Below are 16,681 nucleotides of genomic sequence, written 5' to 3'. Positions count from 1 at the left end.
CGAGCGGGTGAGTCGGAAGGTGGACCGGCGTGTCGGTTTCTAAATAAGCGGCAATTCGGACAAAAGGTAATACTGGTTGGATCTGACTGTCCGGCGGACCCCAGCGGTGTGCCAGACTCGCGACCGTGCCCGAGGTACGCAACGTCGCAGACCTCGTCCGCCGTGCCGCGGACACCCGTCCCGACCATCCCGCCCTGCACTGGCACGACCGGGTCATCACCTGGGCCGAGCTGAACCGTCAGGTCGACGAGCTGGCCGCCGCGCTGTCGGCGCTCGACCTCGGTGGCGGCCGACCCGCGGTCGATGGAGCTCAACATCCGCCCCGCGTGGCGATTGCGCTACCCAACGTGCCCGAGTTTGCCGTCGCGTTGTTCGCCGCGCTGCGCGCGAACCTCTGCGCGGTGCCGGTCAACCCCGGCTACACCGCCCGCGAGCTGGCCCACCTGCTGAGCGACTCGGGCGCCGCCGTGCTGATCGGCACCCGCGACGTGCTGGCGATCGCCGGCGAGGACGCCCCGCCGCACACGTTCGCGCTCGGCGCGCTGCCCCGCGGCGATGTCTCAAAGACTGCACCGGTTCCCGAGCCGGTCACCGGTGGCGAAGACCTGGCGGTGCTGATCTACACGTCGGGCACCGCCGGCACGCCCAAGGGCGCGATGCTGAGCCACCGGGCGCTGCTCGCCAACCACGAGCAGCTCGCCGCGCTCGATCCGCCCCCGGCCGGCCCGGACGACGTCGTCCTCCTCGCGGTTCCGCTCTTCCACGCGTACGGCCTGAACTCGGGGCTCGTGGCCGTGGCGTACCACGCCGCCACCGGGGTGCTGGTCGAGCGGTTCGACCCCGCCGACTCCCTCGCGCTGGTCGCGCGGCGCGCGGTCACGGTGGTCGCCGGGGTGCCGACGATGTACGTCGCCTGGTCGCTGATGGGGGAGCGGCTGGCCGACAGGTTCAAGAGCGTGCGGCTGGCGGTGTCCGGAACGGCGCCGCTGGAACTGGCCACCGCCGAGCGGTTCACCGCGGCCACCGGCCAGCCCATCCACGAGGGGTACGGGCTCACCGAGACCGCGCCGGTGGTCGCGTCGACGATCGTCGGCACGGCGTCGGGGGGCAGGCGCAAGCCCGGCTCGATCGGCCGGCCGATCCCCGGTGTCGAGGTCAAGCTCGCCCTCGCCGGCGGCGGCGAGGTGCTGGTCGACGGGCCGCTCGACGATGACGACTACGACACCGACAGCCCCGGCACCCCCGGCACCGACCCGGGCGAGGTGCTGGTGCGCGGTGCGAACCTGTTCTCCGGCTACTGGCCCGACGGGCGCGACGGCCCCGGCGCCGACGGCTGGTGGCACACCGCCGACGTCGCGTACGCCGACGCCGACGGCGACCTGTTCCTGGTCGACCGGTTGACGGAGCTGATCCTGGTGAGCGGCTTCAACGTCTACCCGCACGAGGTCGAGCAGGTGCTGTGCGCGCACCCGGCGGTGGCCGAGGCCGCCGTGATCGGGGTGCCACACCCGTACACCGGGCAGGCCGTGAAGGCGTTCGTGGTGCGGTCCGGCGAGGTCACCACGGACGAACTCGTCGCGCACGCCGAGAAGAACCTGGCCCGGTTCAAGTGCCCGGCCGCGATCGAGTTCGTGTCGGACCTGCCCCACTCGGCGACGGGCAAGGTGCGCAAGGGCGAACTCCGGAACGGCGTCGCGTGAGGATCACCCTGTACACCCGGGCCGGCTGCCACCTCTGCGACGACGCCAAAGCGGTGCTCGATCGGGTTCGCGAGCAGACCGGCGAGGGCTACGCCGAGGTCGACATCGCGACCGACCCCGAGCTCACCGCCGAGTACGGCGACCGCATCCCGGTGATCCTGCTCGACGGAAGGGAGCACGGCTACTGGCGCGTCGAGGAGCACCGGCTGCTCCGTGACCTTGTTGGATAGCCTTGCCGACCGTGGCTCACCTCGTCTGGGACTGGAACGGCACCCTGCTCAATGACCTCGAACCGGTGGTCGAGGCGACGAACGCGGCATTCGCCCTCGTGGGCGGGCCGGTGGTCGACGCCGACGAGCACCGGCGCGACTTCCGCCGCCCGATCGTCGACTACTACGCGTACGTCCTCGGCCGTCCGATCGACGCCGCGGAGTTCGTGCGGCTCGACCGCGTGTTCCACGACACCTACCGGACCCGCCTGGTCGACTGTGCCCTCGCCGACGACGCGATCGAGGCGATCAACGCCTGGCCCGACACCCAGTCGCTGCTCTCGATGTTCTTCCACGACGAACTGGTCCCGGAGGTCACCCGGCGCGGCCTGGTCGACCGGTTGGCGAGGGTCGACGGCCTGCGCGCCCAGGTGGGTGGCGGCCACAAGGCCGAGCACCTGAAGGAACACCTGGCCGCCCTGGACGTGGCCGGGGAGGACACGGTGCTGATCGGCGACTCGATCGACGACGCGCATGCGGCCGACGAGGTGGGCGCGGCGGTGGTGCTCTACACGGGCGGGTTCACCGATCCGGAGGTGCTGCGGGCCAGCGGTTACCCGGTGGCCGACACCCTGATCGAGGCCATCAAACTGGCTCAGCCCTTGAGGTAGGCGAGCACGGCCAGCACGCGACGGTGCTGTTCGTCGTCGGGCGGCAGGTCGAGCTTCGTGAAGATGTTGCGCACGTGCTTCTCGACCGCGCCCTCGGTGACCACCAGGTGCCGGGCGATCGCGGTGTTCGAGCGGCCCTCCGCCATCAGCCCGAGCACCTCGCGTTCGCGCGCGGTGAGGCTGCGCAGCGGGTCGCCGCGGCGGCGGCGGGCGAACAACTGGGCGACCACCTCGGGGTCGAGGACGGTGCCGCCACCGGCGACGCGGGCGAGGCCGTCGAGGAAGTCGGCGACGTCGGAGACGCGGTCCTTCAGCAGGTAGCCGATGCCACCCTTGCCGTCGGCGAGCAGGTCGTCGGCGTAGGAGACCTCGACGTACTGGGAGAGCACGAGCACCGGCGTACCGGGCACCTTGCCCCGGGCCTCGACCGCCGCCCGCAGCCCCTCGTCGGTGTGCGACGGCGGCATCCGCACGTCGACGATCGAGATGTCGGGCTTGTGCTCCAGCACGGAGGTGACCAGCGACGGACCGTCACCTACCGCGGCCACCACATCGTGTCCGCTCTCCACGAGCAGCCGGACGAGCCCTTCCCGCAGGAGGACGGCGTCATCGGCGATCACTACACGCACGGCAGCTCCGCGAGCAGTCTGGTGGGTCCCCCATCGGGGCTGTCGATCGTGAGTACACCACCGGCCGCACGCACCCGGTCGGCCAGGCCCGCGAGTCCGTGCCCCTTCGAGACGTGCGCACCGCCGACGCCGTTGTCGCGGATCTCGATGAGCAGGTAGCCGCCGTCGCGCTCCAGCGACACGTTGCACTCGGTGGCGTGGCTGTGCTTGGCGATGTTGGTGAGCGCCTCGGCGATCACGAAGTATGCGGCGTTCTCCACCGCGGCGTCGAGGCGGGGCCGGGCGTCGGTGGTGTTGTCGAGACCGGGCCAGTCGACCTCGACCGGCACGATGCTGCGCCCGGCGAGCGCCGAGACGGCCGCGACCAGGCCACGGTCGGCCAGGATCGGCGGGGCGATGCCGCGCGAGAGCGCGCGCAGTTCGGCCAGCGTCTCGCGGGTCTGTGCCAGGGCTTCGTTGACGGTGGCGCGGGCCGCGTCGGGGTCGATGTCGAGCTGGTGCTGGGCCCGGCCGAGGTCCATCGCGAGGCGCACGAGCCGCTGCTGCGGTCCGTCGTGGATGTCGCGCTCGAGCCGGCGCAGCGCGGTCGCCTCGGCCGAGACGGCCGCGGCGGTCTGCGCGCGGGCCTCGACCGTCTGCTCCTCCAGGTCGGTGATGCGGTCGCGCAGCCCGGCGACGGAGTAGAGCATGCCGCGGGCGGGTAGCGCCCGGAGCATCGCGGCGCCGCGGGCGACCGGCGGCAGCGTGATCAGAAACACCAGGCCCATCGAGAACTGGACGGTGACGTTCACGAACATCGTGTCGGGCAGCCCGAGCAGTTGGTGGAACTGCTGGTCGTCGGGGCCCTGCGGGATCGCCCAGGCCCAGATCGGGTAGGAGACGCCGCCGAGCGCGCCGGCCCACCAGGTTGCCAGCAGGATGAACGAGGCGAGCGAGGTGCCGAACGCGACGATGCCGTGCCCGAGGTCGAGCCAGTTCTGGCCGTCGGTGAGCGGGGTGACGATGCGCCGCCACCAGCCGGAGTCGGGCGGCGGCTGCTTGTAGTTCACCCGGGCTGCGGGCACCTGGAGGACGCGGGCGAGCATGGCGCGCTCGCCGTTGGCGAACCAGCGGGCCAGGTACATCGCGGCGAACAGCACGGGCAGGCCGAGCAGCGTGACCACGTTGGCCGCGCCGACCATGAACGAGCAGAAGAGCACGACGAAGCCGACCAGCCCGTACGGGAACGCGACCAGCACGTAGAGGGTGTCGGCGAGCATCCGGCCGAGCCACGTCGGGCGGTGGAGAGCGGGTGCGGTGGGCATCGGGAACGGTGCGGGCCTGGTCATGACTCGACGGTAGGCATGTGTCCGTATTCCCCCCATCCGGTGACCTGCCCAGTTCCCGGTAGTGCTGGCCTTACCGTACCGGTGGACGTGCCCCGCGCGGTCGCCCGCACCGCCGTCCGGAATTTCAAAAAAGAGGCGTTTTTCCTCCGCATTAGTCGGATTTGCGCATAATGGATGGAGGCGCTCACCTGCGCCTGAAGGGTCGAGAATGAAGGGCACTTTTGTGCCGCGGGGGCATCTCTCGATCTTCCAGTGTGCGGGTGGGCGCCGTTTTTGTGACGAGGTGGAGGAGTTGTCCCTCGTAGGGCCGGGCACCGCGGTTCAAGATCGCGATTTGTGCACGGCTTCACAAGTGCCTAGGCTGGCAGGCGCGTCGAGCTACCAATCGTGTGGTAGTGCTCGTCCAAATCGGAGTACACCGGTACGCACCGGTCAGATTCTCGGAGTCTCATGAGTCAGCGCGCAAACGGGTCAGGGTTCGCCACCGGTGGTCCGGAGTTTCCGGACCTGCCCGAGGCGACCGTGGCTCGGCTCCCCGAGTACCTGCGTGCGCTCCACAACCTCGCCGACGACGACCAGGACACCGTCTCCAGCGAAGGTCTGGCGGCCGCCGCTGGCGTCAACTCGGCGAAGCTGCGCAAGGACCTCTCCCACCTCGGCTCCTACGGCACCCGCGGGGTCGGTTACGACGTCGGGCTGCTGATCGAGCAGATCGAGCAGGTGCTCGGCCTGCACGAGTCGCGGGCCGTCGCCCTGGTGGGAATCGGTAACCTCGGCCACGCGCTGGCCGGCTACGCCGGGTTCGCCACCCGTGGCTTCCACATCGCCGCCCTGTTCGACGCCGACCCGTCCCGGGTGGGTGAGCGCGTCGGCGGAATGAGCGTTCGCGACATCGCCGACGTGGAGGCGGTGGTGGACGCGGAACGCATCTCGATCGGGGTCATCGCGACGCCGGCACACGCCGCGCAGCGGGTCGCCGACCGTTTGGTCGCGGCGGGTGTGACGAGCATCCTGAACTTCGCGCCGTGCGTACTGGTAGTGCCGGACGGCGTCGATGTTCGCAAGGTCGACCTTGCCATCGAACTGCAGATCCTGTCGTTCCACGAGCACCGGAAATCGGCGCTGACGGCACTTCCGGCTAAGGCGGTGGGGCAGTGAACGTTCTCGTGGTCGGCATCTCCCACCGGACGGCGGACGTCGGTGTGCTCGAGCGGGTGACGCTCGCACCGGGCGAACTGCCCACGGTGCTGGCGCTCCTGCTCGACCAGCCGTACGTGCGGGAGGCGCTGGTCGTCTCGACCTGCAACCGGGTCGAGGTCTACGCGGTCGTCGCGTCCTTCCACGGTGGCCTCTCCGACGTCGGCACGGTGCTCGCCGAACGGGCCGGCGTGCCGGTGTCCGAACTGGCCGACCGGCTGTACGCGCACTACGGCAGCGACGCGGTGAAGCACGCCTACCGGGTGGCCGCCGGCCTCGACTCGATGGTGGTCGGCGAGAGCCAGATCCTCGGCCAGCTCCGCGACGCCTACACGGCGGCGGCCGAGCACGGCGCCACCGGCCGGATGCTGCACGAACTCGCCCAGCAGGCGCTGCGGGTCGGCAAGCGGGTGCACGCCGAGACCGGCATCGACCGGGCCGGGCAGAGCGTGGTCACGGCCGCTCTCGACCTCGGCCTCGGCGGCGGGCCGGCCACCGGCAAGCGGGCCCTCGTGCTCGGCGCGGGCGCGATGGGCGCGCTGGCGCTGGCCACGCTGCACCGCGCCGGCGTCACCGATCTGCTGGTCAGCAACCGCACGGCGGCCAGGGCCGTGCACCTCGCCGCCACCTACGGCGCCACCGTCGCGCCGGTCGACGACCTGCCCGCCTTGCTCGGCGAGGTCGACATCGTGGTGTCGGCCACCACCTCGCCCGGCCAGGTGATCACGTCGGTGCCGCCCCGCGCGAAGCCGCTGCTGATCCTCGACCTGGCGGTGCCGCACGACGTCGACCGCTCGGTCGGTCGCCACCCCGCGGTCACGCTGATCGACATCGACCGGCTGCGTGACAGCGGCGCCACCGCCGGCGCGGGCGACGTGGCGCTCGCCGAGGACATCGTCAACGCCGAGGTCGACGCGTTCGTCGCGTGGCACCGCGGCTCCGACGTGGCACCCACCGTCGCCGCGTTGCGGTCCCGGGCCGACGACCTGGTCTCGGCCGAGCTGCGGAGGCTCGGCTCGCGCGGCGGCCTCACCGACGCGCAACGGGCCGAGGTCGCCAAGTCGATGCACCGCATCGTCCAGCGGCTGCTGCACGAGCCGACCGTGCGGGTGCGGCAGCGGGCCGGCCAACCGGGCGGTGAGCAGTACGCGAATCTCCTGCGGGAGCTGTTCGACCTGCCCGAACCGCTCGACGTGCCGGGCGCTCTGGAAGCGGGTCCTGAATGATCAAGCTCGGTACACGGGGGAGCAAGCTCGCCCTCGCGCAGTCGACGCAGGTCGCGGAGGCGCTCACCAGGGCCACCGGACAGCAGGTCGAACTGGTCGAGATCGTCACCGCCGGCGACAGGTCGAACGCACCGGTGGCGGAACTCGGCGTCGGCGTCTTCGTGTCCGCGCTGCGCGACGCGCTGACGGCGAAAGAGGTCGACTTCGCCGTCCACTCCTACAAGGACCTGCCGACCGCGCCCGCCGACGGCCTGGTGATCGCCGCGGTTCCGCCGCGCGCCGACAGCCGCGACGCCCTGGTCGCGCGCGCCGGCAGGACGCTGTCCGATCTCGGCACCGGCGCCACCATCGGCACCGGCGCCGTCCGCCGGATCGCCCAGTTGCACGCCCTGCGGCGGGGCCTCACGCCGGTCCCGATCCGGGGAAACGTCGACACGCGGATCCGCAAGGTCCTCGACGGCGAGCTCGACGCCGTCATCCTGGCGCGGGCCGGCATCGTCCGGCTCGGCCGCACCGACGAGATCACCGAGACCCTCGACCCGCTCACGATGCTGCCGGCCCCCGCACAGGGCGCGCTGGCGGTCGAGTGCCGGTCCGATGACGTCGAGACCGTCGCGCTGCTGGCGGCGCTCGACGACGAATACTCCCGCGCGGCCGTCCTGGCCGAGCGGGCGCTGCTGGCCACGCTCGAAGCCGGTTGCTCGGCTCCGGTCGCGGCCCTGGCCGAGGTCGCCGAGGGCGACGACGGGCCGGAGATCTATCTGCGCGGTGCAGTGTTCAGCCCGGACGGGACGAATACCATCCGGCTGTCGCGCACCGGTACGCTCGCTGATCCCGCGGAGGTGGGCCGTGCGCTGGCCCGCGACCTGCGCGAGGAAGGCGCCGATCAGTTAATGGGAGACCAGGAATGACCCGCACCCGCAAGTCGGTGGGCCGCATCTCGTTCGTCGGGGCCGGTCCGGGTGACCCGAGCCTGCTCACCCGCCGCGCGTTCGCGGCGCTGACCTCCGCCGACCACGTGCTCTACGACCGGGACGTACCCATAGCGCTGCTCGACGCGATCAAGGCCGACGCGGAACCCGACGCCCAGTTCAGCCCGGCCGAGGGCGGCCCCGGTGACGTGGCCAAGGTGCTCATGTCGGCGGCCCGGTCCGGCCTGCGCGCGGTGCGGCTGGTCGACGGCGACCCGTTCGCGGTCGAGCCGGTCGTCAAAGAGGTGCAGGCGGTGGCGCGGACGGCGGTGCCGTTCGAGGTGGTGCCGGGGGTCGGGCACGCGGCCGGTGTCGCGACGTACGCGGGCGTGCCGCTGAGCGGCGTGCGGGTCACCGCCGACGTCGTCGACGTGCAGGAACTGGACTTCGAGGCGGTCGCCGCCGGGGTGGCCCGCGGGTCGGTGTCGCTCTCGGTCGACGCCGGTGATCTGGGCGCGCTGCGCGACGGCATGATCGCCGCCGGCGTCGACCCGACGACGCCGGTCGCGCTGACCGGCGACGGCACCGGCGACACCCAGTACACGTCCACGACCACGGTCGACGGGCTGGTCTCCTCCGCGCTCGGCGCGGCCGGCCGCCTGGTGGTGCTCATCGGCGCCGCCATCCCGTCCCGCGACAAGCTCTCCTGGTGGGAGAACCGGCCGCTGTACGGCTGGAAGGTGCTGGTGCCGCGCACCAAGGAGCAGGCCGGCGTGATGAGCGACCTGCTGCGCTCGTACGGGGCGATCCCGTGCGAGGTGCCGACGATCGCCGTCGAGCCGCCACGCACGCCGGCGCAGATGGAGCGCGCGATCAAGGGCCTGGTCGACGGCCGCTACGCCTGGACGATCTTCACCTCGGTCAACGCGGTGCGCGCCGTCTGGGAGAAGTTCGCCGAGCACGGCCTCGACGCCCGGCATTTCGGTGGCGTCAAGATCGCCTGTGTGGGCGAGGCGACGGCCGACGCGGTGCGCGCGTTCGGCATCCAGCCCGAGCTGATCCCCGCCGGTGAGCAGTCGAGCGAGGGCCTGCTGGCCGAGTTCTCGCCGCACGACGAGGTGCTCGACCCGGTCGGCCGGATCCTGCTGCCCCGCGCCGACATCGCCACCGAGACGCTCGCCGCCGGCCTGGTCGAGATGGGCTGGGAGGTCGACGACGTCACCGCGTACCGCACGGTCCGCGCGGCGCCGCCGCCGGCCGAGATCCGCGACGCGATCAAGACCGGCGGGTTCGACGCGGTGCTCTTCACCTCGTCGTCGACGGTGCGGAACCTGGTCGGCATCGCCGGCAAGCCGCACGCCCGCACGGTGGTCGCGGTGATCGGTCCGAAGACGGCCGAGACCGCCGTCGAGTTCGGCTTGCGGATGGACGTCCAGCCGCCGCACGCCTCGGTGCCCGACCTGGTCGAGGCGCTGGCGACGTACGCCGTCGAACTGCGCGAGAAGCTGGCCGCGATGCCGGCCAAGCAGCGGCGCGGATCCAAAGTGCAGGGTCCCACCGCGCTGCGTTTCAGATAGGATTTCATCGATGTCTTTTCCGCAGGTTCGCCCGCGGCGGTTGCGTACGTCCGCGCCGATGCGCCGGTTGGTCGCCGAGACCCGGATCCACCCGGCGCAGCTCGTGCTGCCGATGTTCGTCAAGGAAGGGCTCACCGAGCCCCGGCCGATCGCGTCGATGCCGGGCGTCGTCCAGCACTCGCGTGACTCGCTGCGCAAGGCCGTCGTCGAGGCGGTGCAGGCCGGTGTCGGCGGGCTGATGCTCTTCGGCGTGCCGACGTCCAAGGACGAGGTCGGTTCGGGCGGCTGCGACCCGGACGGGATCCTGAACGTCGCGCTCCGCGACGTGATCGCCGAGGTCGGCGACGCGACGGTCGTGATGAGCGACCTGTGCCTCGACGAGTTCACCTCGCACGGCCACTGCGGAGTGCTCGCACCCGACGGGTCGGTCGACAACGACGCGACGCTCGCGGTGTACGGCGACATGGCGGTGGCGCAGGCCCGCGCCGGCGCCCACATGCTGGGCACCAGCGGAATGATGGACGGCCAGGTCGGCGCGGTTCGGACGGCGCTCGACAACGAGGGCTTCCAGGACGTCTCGATCCTCGCCTACACGGCGAAGTACGCGTCGACGTTCTTCGGCCCGTTCCGCCAGGCGGTCGAGTCGTCGCTGCAGGGCGACCGGATGACCTATCAGCAGGACGGCGCGAACGGCCGGGAGGCGATCAGGGAGACGCTGCTCGACCTCGCCGAGGGCGCCGACATCGTGATGGTCAAGCCGGCCCTGCCGTACCTCGACGTGATCTCCGACGTGCGGGCGGCGGTCGACGTGCCGGTGGCTGCGTACCAGATCTCGGGCGAGTACTCGATGATCGAGGTGGCCGCCGCCAACGGCCTGATCGACCGCGAGCGCGCCATCCTCGAGACGCTTACCTCGATCCGCCGGGCGGGCGCCGACATCGTCCTCACCTACTGGGCCGTCGAGGCGGCGGGGCTGGTTAGCCGCCGCTGAGCCGGGTAGGTGATCCGGTATGCGTATCGGATATTTCCTGTCCAGCGAGGAGTACACCCCGGCGGAGCTGATCGACCAGGCGAAGCTGGCCGAGGAGGCCGGGTTCGAGGGCCTGTGGATCTCCGACCACTTCCACCCGTGGGTCGACGCGCAGGGGCAGAGCCCGTTCGTCTGGTCGATGATCGGCGCGCTGAGCCAGGTGACGCGGTTGCCCGTCACCACGGCCGTCACGGCACCGATCATGCGCATCCACCCGGCGATCATCGCGCAGGCCGCCGCGACGAGCGCGGTGCTGCACGAGGGCCGGTTCGTCCTCGGCGTCGGCACCGGCGAGGCGCTCAACGAGCACATCTTCGGTGACGCGTGGCCGCGCGCGGGCGTGCGCCTGGCGATGCTGGAAGAGGCCGTCGCGCTGATGCGCGAGTTGTGGGACGGCGGGTTCGTCGACCACGACGGCGAGCACTACGTGGTCGAGAACGCCCGCATCTACACGCTGCCGGCCGAGCCGCCGAAGGTCTACGTCTCCGGGTTCGGGCCGAAGGCGATCGACCTGGCCGCCCGGATCGCTGACGGGTTCGTCAGCGTCCAGCCGAATGCCGACCACGTGAAGCGGTTCCGCGACAACGGCGGCGGCGGCAAGGTCGTGCAGGGCGGGTTCAAGGCCGCGTTCGCGCGTTCGGTGGACGAGGGTGCGCGCATCGCCTATGAGAAGTGGCCCAACTCCGGGGTGCCGGGCGAGCTGTCGCAGGTGCTGCCGTCGCCGCGGCACTTCGAGCAGGCCGCCCAACTGGTGACCCCGGACATGGTGAAGGAGTCGTTCGTGTGCGGCCCCGACGCCCAGCCGCACCTGGAGATGATCGGCACGTACACCGACGCCGGCTTCGACGAGGTCTACGTGGCGAACTCCGGGCCGAACTACCGCGAGCTCTTCGACCTCTACAAGCGCGAGGTACTGCCGAAGCTAGGCAAGTGACGGGCCGAGCTTGCGCAGGAGGTCGGGCACGTCGGCCTCGTACTCGCGCCACTCGCGGTCGGGCTGGAAACCCAGGTCGGCGTTGACCTTGAGCATCGGGTCCTTCTCCAGCGCGTGCCACGTCTGCACCTCGGCGAGCTTCGGCTCGGCGGCCCGCAGCTCGAACAGCATGCGCGCCTTGATCGCCCGGCCGATGCCGTTGCCGCGGTGCTCCGGCACGACGATCGTGTCGTACTGGTCGGCCCGGCCGGGCCGCTGCCGGGGCACCACCACCTCGGTGAGCCCGGCGACGTCGCCGCTGGACTCGTGGACCGCGAGCACGATGTACGGCTTGAGCCCGCGCCCGTTCAGCGTGGCCAGGCTGGCCCGCAGCCGCTCCGGATCATAGGAGCTCGGCCGCAGGTCGAGGTCGCCGTCGCCGTCGTCGCGGACCGACTCCTTGGCGGCCGCGTACGCCGCGAACAAATGCTCGGGCGGGCCGCCCGGGTAGTACTCGACCCGGTAGCCCGCCCCGATGCCCTGGGCCATCCCGCCGAGCTTCAGCCAGTCGACCGACGCCAGGTCGAGCACGTTGCGGATCTCCGCGTACGCCCAGCGGAAGCCGTGCCGCTCGTAGAACGCGATCGACGGCGTGTCGCCGATCGCCTCGACGCCGAGCGACGGGATGCCCTCGTCGTGGGCGCGCCGGGCCACGGCCAGCAGCAGGGCGCTGCCGATCCCCTGGCCGCGGGCATCGGGGTGGACGATCAGATCGATGACACCGATGTCGTCCATCAGCAGGACGTTGGCCTGGCCGAGCAGCCGGTCGTCGAGCGGGTCGGGCGCGATCCAGCACGCCCGCCGCTCGCCGGGCATCGTGCAACACAGATACTCTCGGTAACCGTCGACCTGCCATCGCGGATCATCCGGAACGTCGACGTCGCCAGCGGCATTGAGCAGGTCGATCACCGCGGCCACCTCGGATTCAGGCGCTGTTGCGGGACCCCACTCCTGAACCATCACCCGTACAGCTTGCCGATCGTCGGCCGATCGCGGAAGAGTCACGACCAGACAACTTACGGTGTCGGTCGATCATGATCTCCGTCAGGCCCGGCTCTTGATCCCGTAGTCGTTCGCCGCGTTGAACACATTGGTCGCATAAACTTCGACGTTGTTGTATGCCAGGATGGCCGCTTTCCAGCCCTGAGCTGTGGCGAGGTTCCGGCCACCGGAGCACAGGTAGTTCGCCGAGGCGAGCGCGGCGTCGTCGATGTCGTGCGGGTCGGCCACCCCGTTGCCGTCGGCGTCGACCGACCACTTTTTCCACGTCGACGGGATGAACTGCATCGGGCCGATCGCCCGATCCCACACCTCGTCGCCGTCGAGCACGCCGTCGTCGGTGTCCTGGATGGCCTTGTTGTTGTTCGTTCCGTCGAGCGCCGGACCGTAGATCGGCGGGCTCGACTTGCCGTCGTTGTTCAGCGTGGCGTTGCCGAGCTGCCCGTGATTCGACTCGTTGCGGCCGATTCCGGCGAGCGTCGTCCAGCGCAGGTTGCAGCCGGGGTTACTCTGCGCGACGGTCAGCTCGGCCGACGCGTACGCCTCCAGTGCCACCAGCGGGATGTTGGTGCGCACCGCGAGCGGCGCGGCCCAGGCCGCCAGCGTGTCGGCGGCGTTCTGCTGGCCGGGCGGAACGGCCGACGAGTCGTCGTCGGGCAGCCCTGGGTCCTTGCCGTCCGCCGGCGCCTGGCCGGGCAGCTCGGCGCCCTCGGACGGCACCGAGCCGTCGTCGGACGGCTCCGTGATGACCGGTTCGTTGCCGGTCACCTGCGGCAGCCAGGCGCCGCCCGCGAACGCGACCGCGACCAGGAGCGCCATCATCAGGCCGGGCAGCACCATCCGGCCGGCCGGACGGCGGGCCCAGGCCTTGGTGGCCCGGCCGCTCCGGGCGGCGCCGCTGCCGACGGCGGTGAACACGCGGGTCGGCGCGAGCCGCGACCGGCGGTGCGAGCGCACCGGTGGCCGGCTCGGCGTCCACAGGTCTTTTTCCCGCTGGGTCCGTTTTGTGAGACTCACCTTTTTAGTCAGATTTACCGGCGTACGCCGGACCAGGCTGACCTTCGGGATCGAATTTTTGACCAGGCTGACAGGCGCGCCCTCCCCAACACGCTGTTTGGGCGCGGACGGGCGGATCAGCGGGGGCCGGTCGATGCTCGCCACCCGTCGAGTATTACCGATGCGGCGGCCTACCCTGTATGCCATGCCCCGTTACGACTATCGCTGCCGCGCGTGCGGTGACACCTTCGAGCTCAACCGCACGATGAGCGAGGCGAACGCGCCCGCGCCGTGCCCCGCCGGCCACGACGACACGGTGAAGCTGCTGTCGACGATCGCGCTCACCGGCCGCGGCGGCGGATCGGCGCTGCCCGCACCGGGCGGCGGCGGTGGCGGCGGTTGCTGCGGCGGCGGGTGCGGCTGCGGCTGAAGCCGGCCTGACGTTCGGCAACCGCAACCGAACGGTCGACATCGCGCGTGCCGCGACCCTCGTTTCCACGTTGCGTCCGCTGCCTGAACGTCCGATGCACGGCGACGCGACCGGTACGGCACGATGATCGCGCGCCTGGCACGGAAGGCGGAGGTTCTGGTGTCGGTAGCGATGCACCTGCCCAGCGGGCTGGTGACGTTCCTGTTCACCGACATCGAAGGCTCAACCCGGTTGGCCCGCATGCTCGGTGCGCAGTACCGCAGCATGCTTGCCGACCATCGCGACGTGCTGGGCGTGGCGTTCGCGGGCGCCGGCGGCGCGCGCGTGTCGGTCGAGGGCGACTCGCTGTTCTACGCGTTCCGCGACGCGGCCGCCGCCCTCGCCGCCTGCGTACAGGCCCAGCGCGACCTGCTGGCGCGGGAGTGGCCCGGCGGTCACCCGCCGCGGGTGCGGATGGGCCTGCACACCGGCCCGGCCGAGCCCTACCACGGCGAGTACGCGACGCCCGTGGTCCACCGGGCCTCCCGGATCGCCTCGGCCGCCCACGGCGGACAGGTCCTCTGCTCGGCCGCCGTCGTCGGCGCGGTCCGGCTGCCCGGCGTGACATTCGCCGACCTCGGGCTGCACCGCCTGCGCGGCTTCGACGACCGGGAGCGCCTCTACCAGGTCGTCGCGCCCGGGTTGGCGCGCGAGTTCCCGCGTCCCCGGGGCGTGGCCGCGGTCGCGCACAATCTGCCCGTCCCCGTCACCGATTTCATCGGCCGCGGCGCCGAGCAGCGCGATCTCCGCGCGCTGCTCGAACGCCAGCGCCTGGTCGTGGTGCTCGGGCCCGGCGGCGCCGGAAAGACCCGGCTCGCGGTGGAGCTCGCGGCCGGTCTCGTGGCCGACTATCCCGACGGCGTGTGGTTCGCCGACTTCGCGACCGCGGCCGACGCCGACCTGGTCGAGGTCTGCCTGGCCGACGCGCTGGGCCTGCGGCCGGAACCGGGCCGGCCGGTGCTCGACACGCTCGCCGACCACATCACCGGCCAGCGGCTGCTGCTCGTGCTCGACACCTGTGACGCGTTCCCGGCGGCGGTGGCGGCACTGATCGGCCGGCTGCTCGCCCGCGGGCCGGGCGTCACCGTGCTCGCCACCAGCCGCGAACCGCTCGGTCTGCTGGGCGAGCTGATCTGGCGGATCCCGCCGCTGGGTCTGCAACCGGTCGGGTGGAAACGGCCGGGCGACGCGGTGACGCTGCTGATCCGGCGCGCGGAGGCGGCCCGGGGCGGCCGGCCGGTCGCCGCGTCGGAACTGGCCGACCTGGCCCGCGTGGCGGCCGCGATGGACGGGCTGCCGCTCGCCCTGGAACTGGCCGCCGCCCGGCTGAGGGTGTTCTCGGCGGCGCAACTGGCCGCCCGGGTACACGACGTGCTCGCCGTCACCGACGCCGGTGTCTCCGCCGCGTCCGTGCCGGCCCGGCACCGCACGATGGACACCACCGTCGACTGGTCCTACCGCACGCTCCCCGCGGCCGCGGCCCGCCTCCTGCGCTGGCTGTCGGTGTTCGCGGGGCCGGTCGACCTGGCCACGGTCGAGATGGTGCTCGGCGCCGACCCGGTCGGACCGGTGACCACGCTCGTCGACAAGTCGCTGCTGCAGGCCGACGGAGCCGGATTCCGGATGCTCGACCCGATCCGGTCGTACGCGGGGCGGCGGCTGGAGCAGGCCGGTGAGGAGCGGATCGCCCGCAACCGGCACGTCGCCTGGTGCCGGCTGGCCGCCCGGCAGGCGTACCTCGACGCCGACGGCCGGCCGGTGACGCTGTCGCTGCGCGCGCTCGACCCGATCGCCGACGAACTCCGGGCCGCCCTGCGCTGGACGGCGAGCGAGGGCAGCGCCCGGGCCGGGCTGAGCATCGCCGGCGCGCTCGACCAGTGGTGGCGCGAACGCGGGCTGGCCCGGGAGGGCCGGCGGTGGCTGCGGCTGCTCTACGACCGGGTCGTCGGATCGGGCGAGTCGGTGCCGGACGCCGAACTGGCCGGCGCCTACCACGTGCACTCCGTGCTGGCCGGCGTCGACGGCGAGTACGCCGAGGAAATGGAGTTCTCCCGGCGCGCCGAGGACGCCGCGTACCGGGCCGACGACCCCGCGCTGCTGGTGCGCATCCTCTCCGGGCGGGGAGCGCCGCTGCTCGACGTCGGCCGGATCGACGCCGCCGAACGGGTCTGCCGCGACACCATCTCCCTGGCCACCCGCGAGGGGGTCGCCGGCGACGCGTTGTTCGCCGTCTACACCCTCGCCGAACTGCTCTGGCTGCGCAGCGACCTGGACGCGGCGGCCACCCTGCTGGCCAACGCCCGCCCGCTGGAGGCCGGCCGGCCGGTGGAGCGTGGCCGGCGCACCGTCGACATGATCCTCGGCCTCGTCGCGCTGAAGCGGCGTGACCTCGTGGCCGCCCACGAGCACCTGGTGGTGGCGCTGCGGTCACGGGTGGTGAACGGGTTCCTGTCCCGGGCCGGCGAGACCCTCGGCGCGATGGCGGTGCGGTGCTCGCTGGGCGGTGAGCCGCTGCTCGCGGCCCGCCTGTTCGGGGCGGCCCAGGCGGCGCGCGCCCGGTTGAAGACGAGCAGCGGCATCCTCGGTCCGTACTGGGTCGAGCACGAGGCGGCGGTGCGCGGGGTGCTCGGTGACGCGGTGTTCGACTCGGCCTACGCCGCCGGTAGCGCGTTGACCATCGAGAAGGCGGCCGCGGTGGCGCTGGCCGTCGAGCATCCCGACCTGGCCATGAGCTCCGCACGGTTTACCACTGCCTGACCGTTGGGC

Annotated in this window: 15 protein-coding genes; 11 read left to right on the top strand and 4 right to left on the bottom strand. The window is 72.0% G+C overall.

Features of this window, described 5'->3' with window-relative positions; genetic code table 11:
• Window positions 1–125 precede the first annotated feature (125 nt).
• The 3 genes from Vau01_RS06235 to Vau01_RS06225 are packed head-to-tail and all read left to right on the top strand — an operon-like array spanning window position 126 to window position 2,580.
• Window positions 126–1,700, top strand: a complete 1,575-nt coding sequence (locus Vau01_RS06235; RefSeq protein WP_203988212.1) for an AMP-binding protein — start codon at window positions 126–128, stop codon at window positions 1,698–1,700.
• Window positions 1,697–1,930 carry a glutaredoxin family protein gene (locus Vau01_RS06230; RefSeq protein WP_203988211.1) on the top strand — a complete coding sequence of 78 codons (234 nt, stop codon included), beginning with the start codon at window positions 1,697–1,699 and terminating at the stop codon, window positions 1,928–1,930. The genes Vau01_RS06235 and Vau01_RS06230 overlap by 4 nt, the downstream gene beginning before the upstream one ends.
• 11 nt (window positions 1,931–1,941) lie before the next feature.
• Window positions 1,942–2,580 (top strand): HAD family hydrolase, encoded by a 639-nt coding sequence (locus Vau01_RS06225; protein WP_239151351.1) that lies wholly within the window; start codon window positions 1,942–1,944, stop codon window positions 2,578–2,580.
• On the opposite strand, the gene Vau01_RS06220 is transcribed toward Vau01_RS06225, so the two are convergent.
• Together Vau01_RS06220 and Vau01_RS06215 are read right to left on the bottom strand one after the other, a co-directional pair.
• Window positions 2,565–3,209 carry a LuxR C-terminal-related transcriptional regulator gene (locus Vau01_RS06220; protein ID WP_203988209.1) on the bottom strand — a complete coding sequence of 215 codons (645 nt, stop codon included), beginning with the start codon at window positions 3,207–3,209 and terminating at the stop codon, window positions 2,565–2,567. The genes Vau01_RS06225 and Vau01_RS06220 overlap by 16 nt on opposite strands.
• Window positions 3,200–4,537 carry a sensor histidine kinase gene (locus Vau01_RS06215; protein ID WP_373320180.1) on the bottom strand — a complete coding sequence of 446 codons (1,338 nt, stop codon included), beginning with the start codon at window positions 4,535–4,537 and terminating at the stop codon, window positions 3,200–3,202. Before Vau01_RS06215 ends, Vau01_RS06220 begins: the two co-directional genes overlap by 10 nt.
• 450 nt (window positions 4,538–4,987) lie before the next feature.
• Here Vau01_RS06215 and Vau01_RS06210 point away from each other — a divergent pair, with 450 nt between their 5' ends.
• The 6 genes from Vau01_RS06210 to Vau01_RS06185 are packed head-to-tail and all read left to right on the top strand — an operon-like array spanning window position 4,988 to window position 11,412.
• Window positions 4,988–5,695, top strand: a complete 708-nt coding sequence (locus Vau01_RS06210; RefSeq protein WP_203988208.1) for a redox-sensing transcriptional repressor Rex — start codon at window positions 4,988–4,990, stop codon at window positions 5,693–5,695.
• A complete protein-coding gene (locus Vau01_RS06205; protein WP_203988207.1) occupies window positions 5,692–6,960 on the top strand; it encodes a glutamyl-tRNA reductase in 1,269 nt (422 codons plus the stop codon). Before Vau01_RS06210 ends, Vau01_RS06205 begins: the two co-directional genes overlap by 4 nt.
• Window positions 6,957–7,871, top strand: coding sequence for a hydroxymethylbilane synthase (hemC, locus tag Vau01_RS06200; RefSeq protein ID WP_203988206.1), 915 nt, complete (start codon window positions 6,957–6,959; stop codon window positions 7,869–7,871). Before Vau01_RS06205 ends, hemC begins: the two co-directional genes overlap by 4 nt.
• On the top strand, window positions 7,868–9,448 hold the full coding sequence (locus Vau01_RS06195) for a bifunctional uroporphyrinogen-III C-methyltransferase/uroporphyrinogen-III synthase (RefSeq protein WP_203988205.1): 1,581 nt from the start codon (window positions 7,868–7,870) through the stop codon (window positions 9,446–9,448). The genes hemC and Vau01_RS06195 overlap by 4 nt, the downstream gene beginning before the upstream one ends.
• 10 nt (window positions 9,449–9,458) lie before the next feature.
• Complete coding sequence (gene hemB / locus Vau01_RS06190) at window positions 9,459–10,439, top strand: porphobilinogen synthase (protein WP_203988204.1); 981 nt, start codon at window positions 9,459–9,461, stop codon at window positions 10,437–10,439.
• 19 nt (window positions 10,440–10,458) lie between these two features.
• Window positions 10,459–11,412 carry a TIGR03557 family F420-dependent LLM class oxidoreductase gene (locus tag Vau01_RS06185; protein WP_203988203.1) on the top strand — a complete coding sequence of 318 codons (954 nt, stop codon included), beginning with the start codon at window positions 10,459–10,461 and terminating at the stop codon, window positions 11,410–11,412.
• On the opposite strand, the gene Vau01_RS06180 is transcribed toward Vau01_RS06185, so the two are convergent.
• A complete protein-coding gene (locus Vau01_RS06180; RefSeq protein ID WP_203988610.1) occupies window positions 11,401–12,411 on the bottom strand; it encodes a GNAT family N-acetyltransferase in 1,011 nt (336 codons plus the stop codon). The two genes, Vau01_RS06185 and Vau01_RS06180, sit on opposite strands and share 12 nt — an antisense overlap.
• An 84-nt stretch (window positions 12,412–12,495) precedes the next feature.
• The gene (locus Vau01_RS06175) at window positions 12,496–13,611 is read right to left on the bottom strand and encodes a lytic transglycosylase domain-containing protein (protein ID WP_203988202.1); all 1,116 of its coding nucleotides are present in this window, start codon (window positions 13,609–13,611) and stop codon (window positions 12,496–12,498) included.
• Window positions 13,612–13,651: 40 nt separating this feature from the next.
• Here Vau01_RS06175 and Vau01_RS06170 point away from each other — a divergent pair, with 40 nt between their 5' ends.
• Window positions 13,652–13,876, top strand: a complete 225-nt coding sequence (locus Vau01_RS06170; protein ID WP_203988200.1) for an FmdB family zinc ribbon protein — start codon at window positions 13,652–13,654, stop codon at window positions 13,874–13,876.
• Window positions 13,877–14,035: 159 nt separating this feature from the next.
• Entirely contained in the window at window positions 14,036–16,672 is a 2,637-nt protein-coding gene (locus tag Vau01_RS06165) for an adenylate/guanylate cyclase domain-containing protein (protein ID WP_203988198.1), read from the top strand.
• Window positions 16,673–16,681 lie beyond the last annotated feature (9 nt).

Source organism: Virgisporangium aurantiacum (genome assembly GCF_016863635.1).
GTDB lineage: Bacteria > Actinomycetota > Actinomycetes > Mycobacteriales > Micromonosporaceae > Virgisporangium > Virgisporangium aurantiacum.
Note: the sequence above shows the minus strand (reverse complement) of the source record. Positions and strands in the feature narration are given on the sequence as shown.

Coding starts and splice junctions, on each gene's coding strand:
- Vau01_RS06215 (WP_373320180.1), bottom strand. CDS start 4,537: ATGACCAGGCCCGCACCGTTCCCGATGCCCACCGCACCCGCTCTCCAC.
- Vau01_RS06210 (WP_203988208.1), top strand. CDS start 4,988: ATGAGTCAGCGCGCAAACGGGTCAGGGTTCGCCACCGGTGGTCCGGAG.
- hemC (WP_203988206.1), top strand. CDS start 6,957: ATGATCAAGCTCGGTACACGGGGGAGCAAGCTCGCCCTCGCGCAGTCG.
- Vau01_RS06195 (WP_203988205.1), top strand. CDS start 7,868: ATGACCCGCACCCGCAAGTCGGTGGGCCGCATCTCGTTCGTCGGGGCC.
- hemB (WP_203988204.1), top strand. CDS start 9,459: ATGTCTTTTCCGCAGGTTCGCCCGCGGCGGTTGCGTACGTCCGCGCCG.
- Vau01_RS06185 (WP_203988203.1), top strand. CDS start 10,459: ATGCGTATCGGATATTTCCTGTCCAGCGAGGAGTACACCCCGGCGGAG.
- Vau01_RS06180 (WP_203988610.1), bottom strand. CDS start 12,411: ATGGTTCAGGAGTGGGGTCCCGCAACAGCGCCTGAATCCGAGGTGGCC.
- Vau01_RS06170 (WP_203988200.1), top strand. CDS start 13,652: ATGCCCCGTTACGACTATCGCTGCCGCGCGTGCGGTGACACCTTCGAG.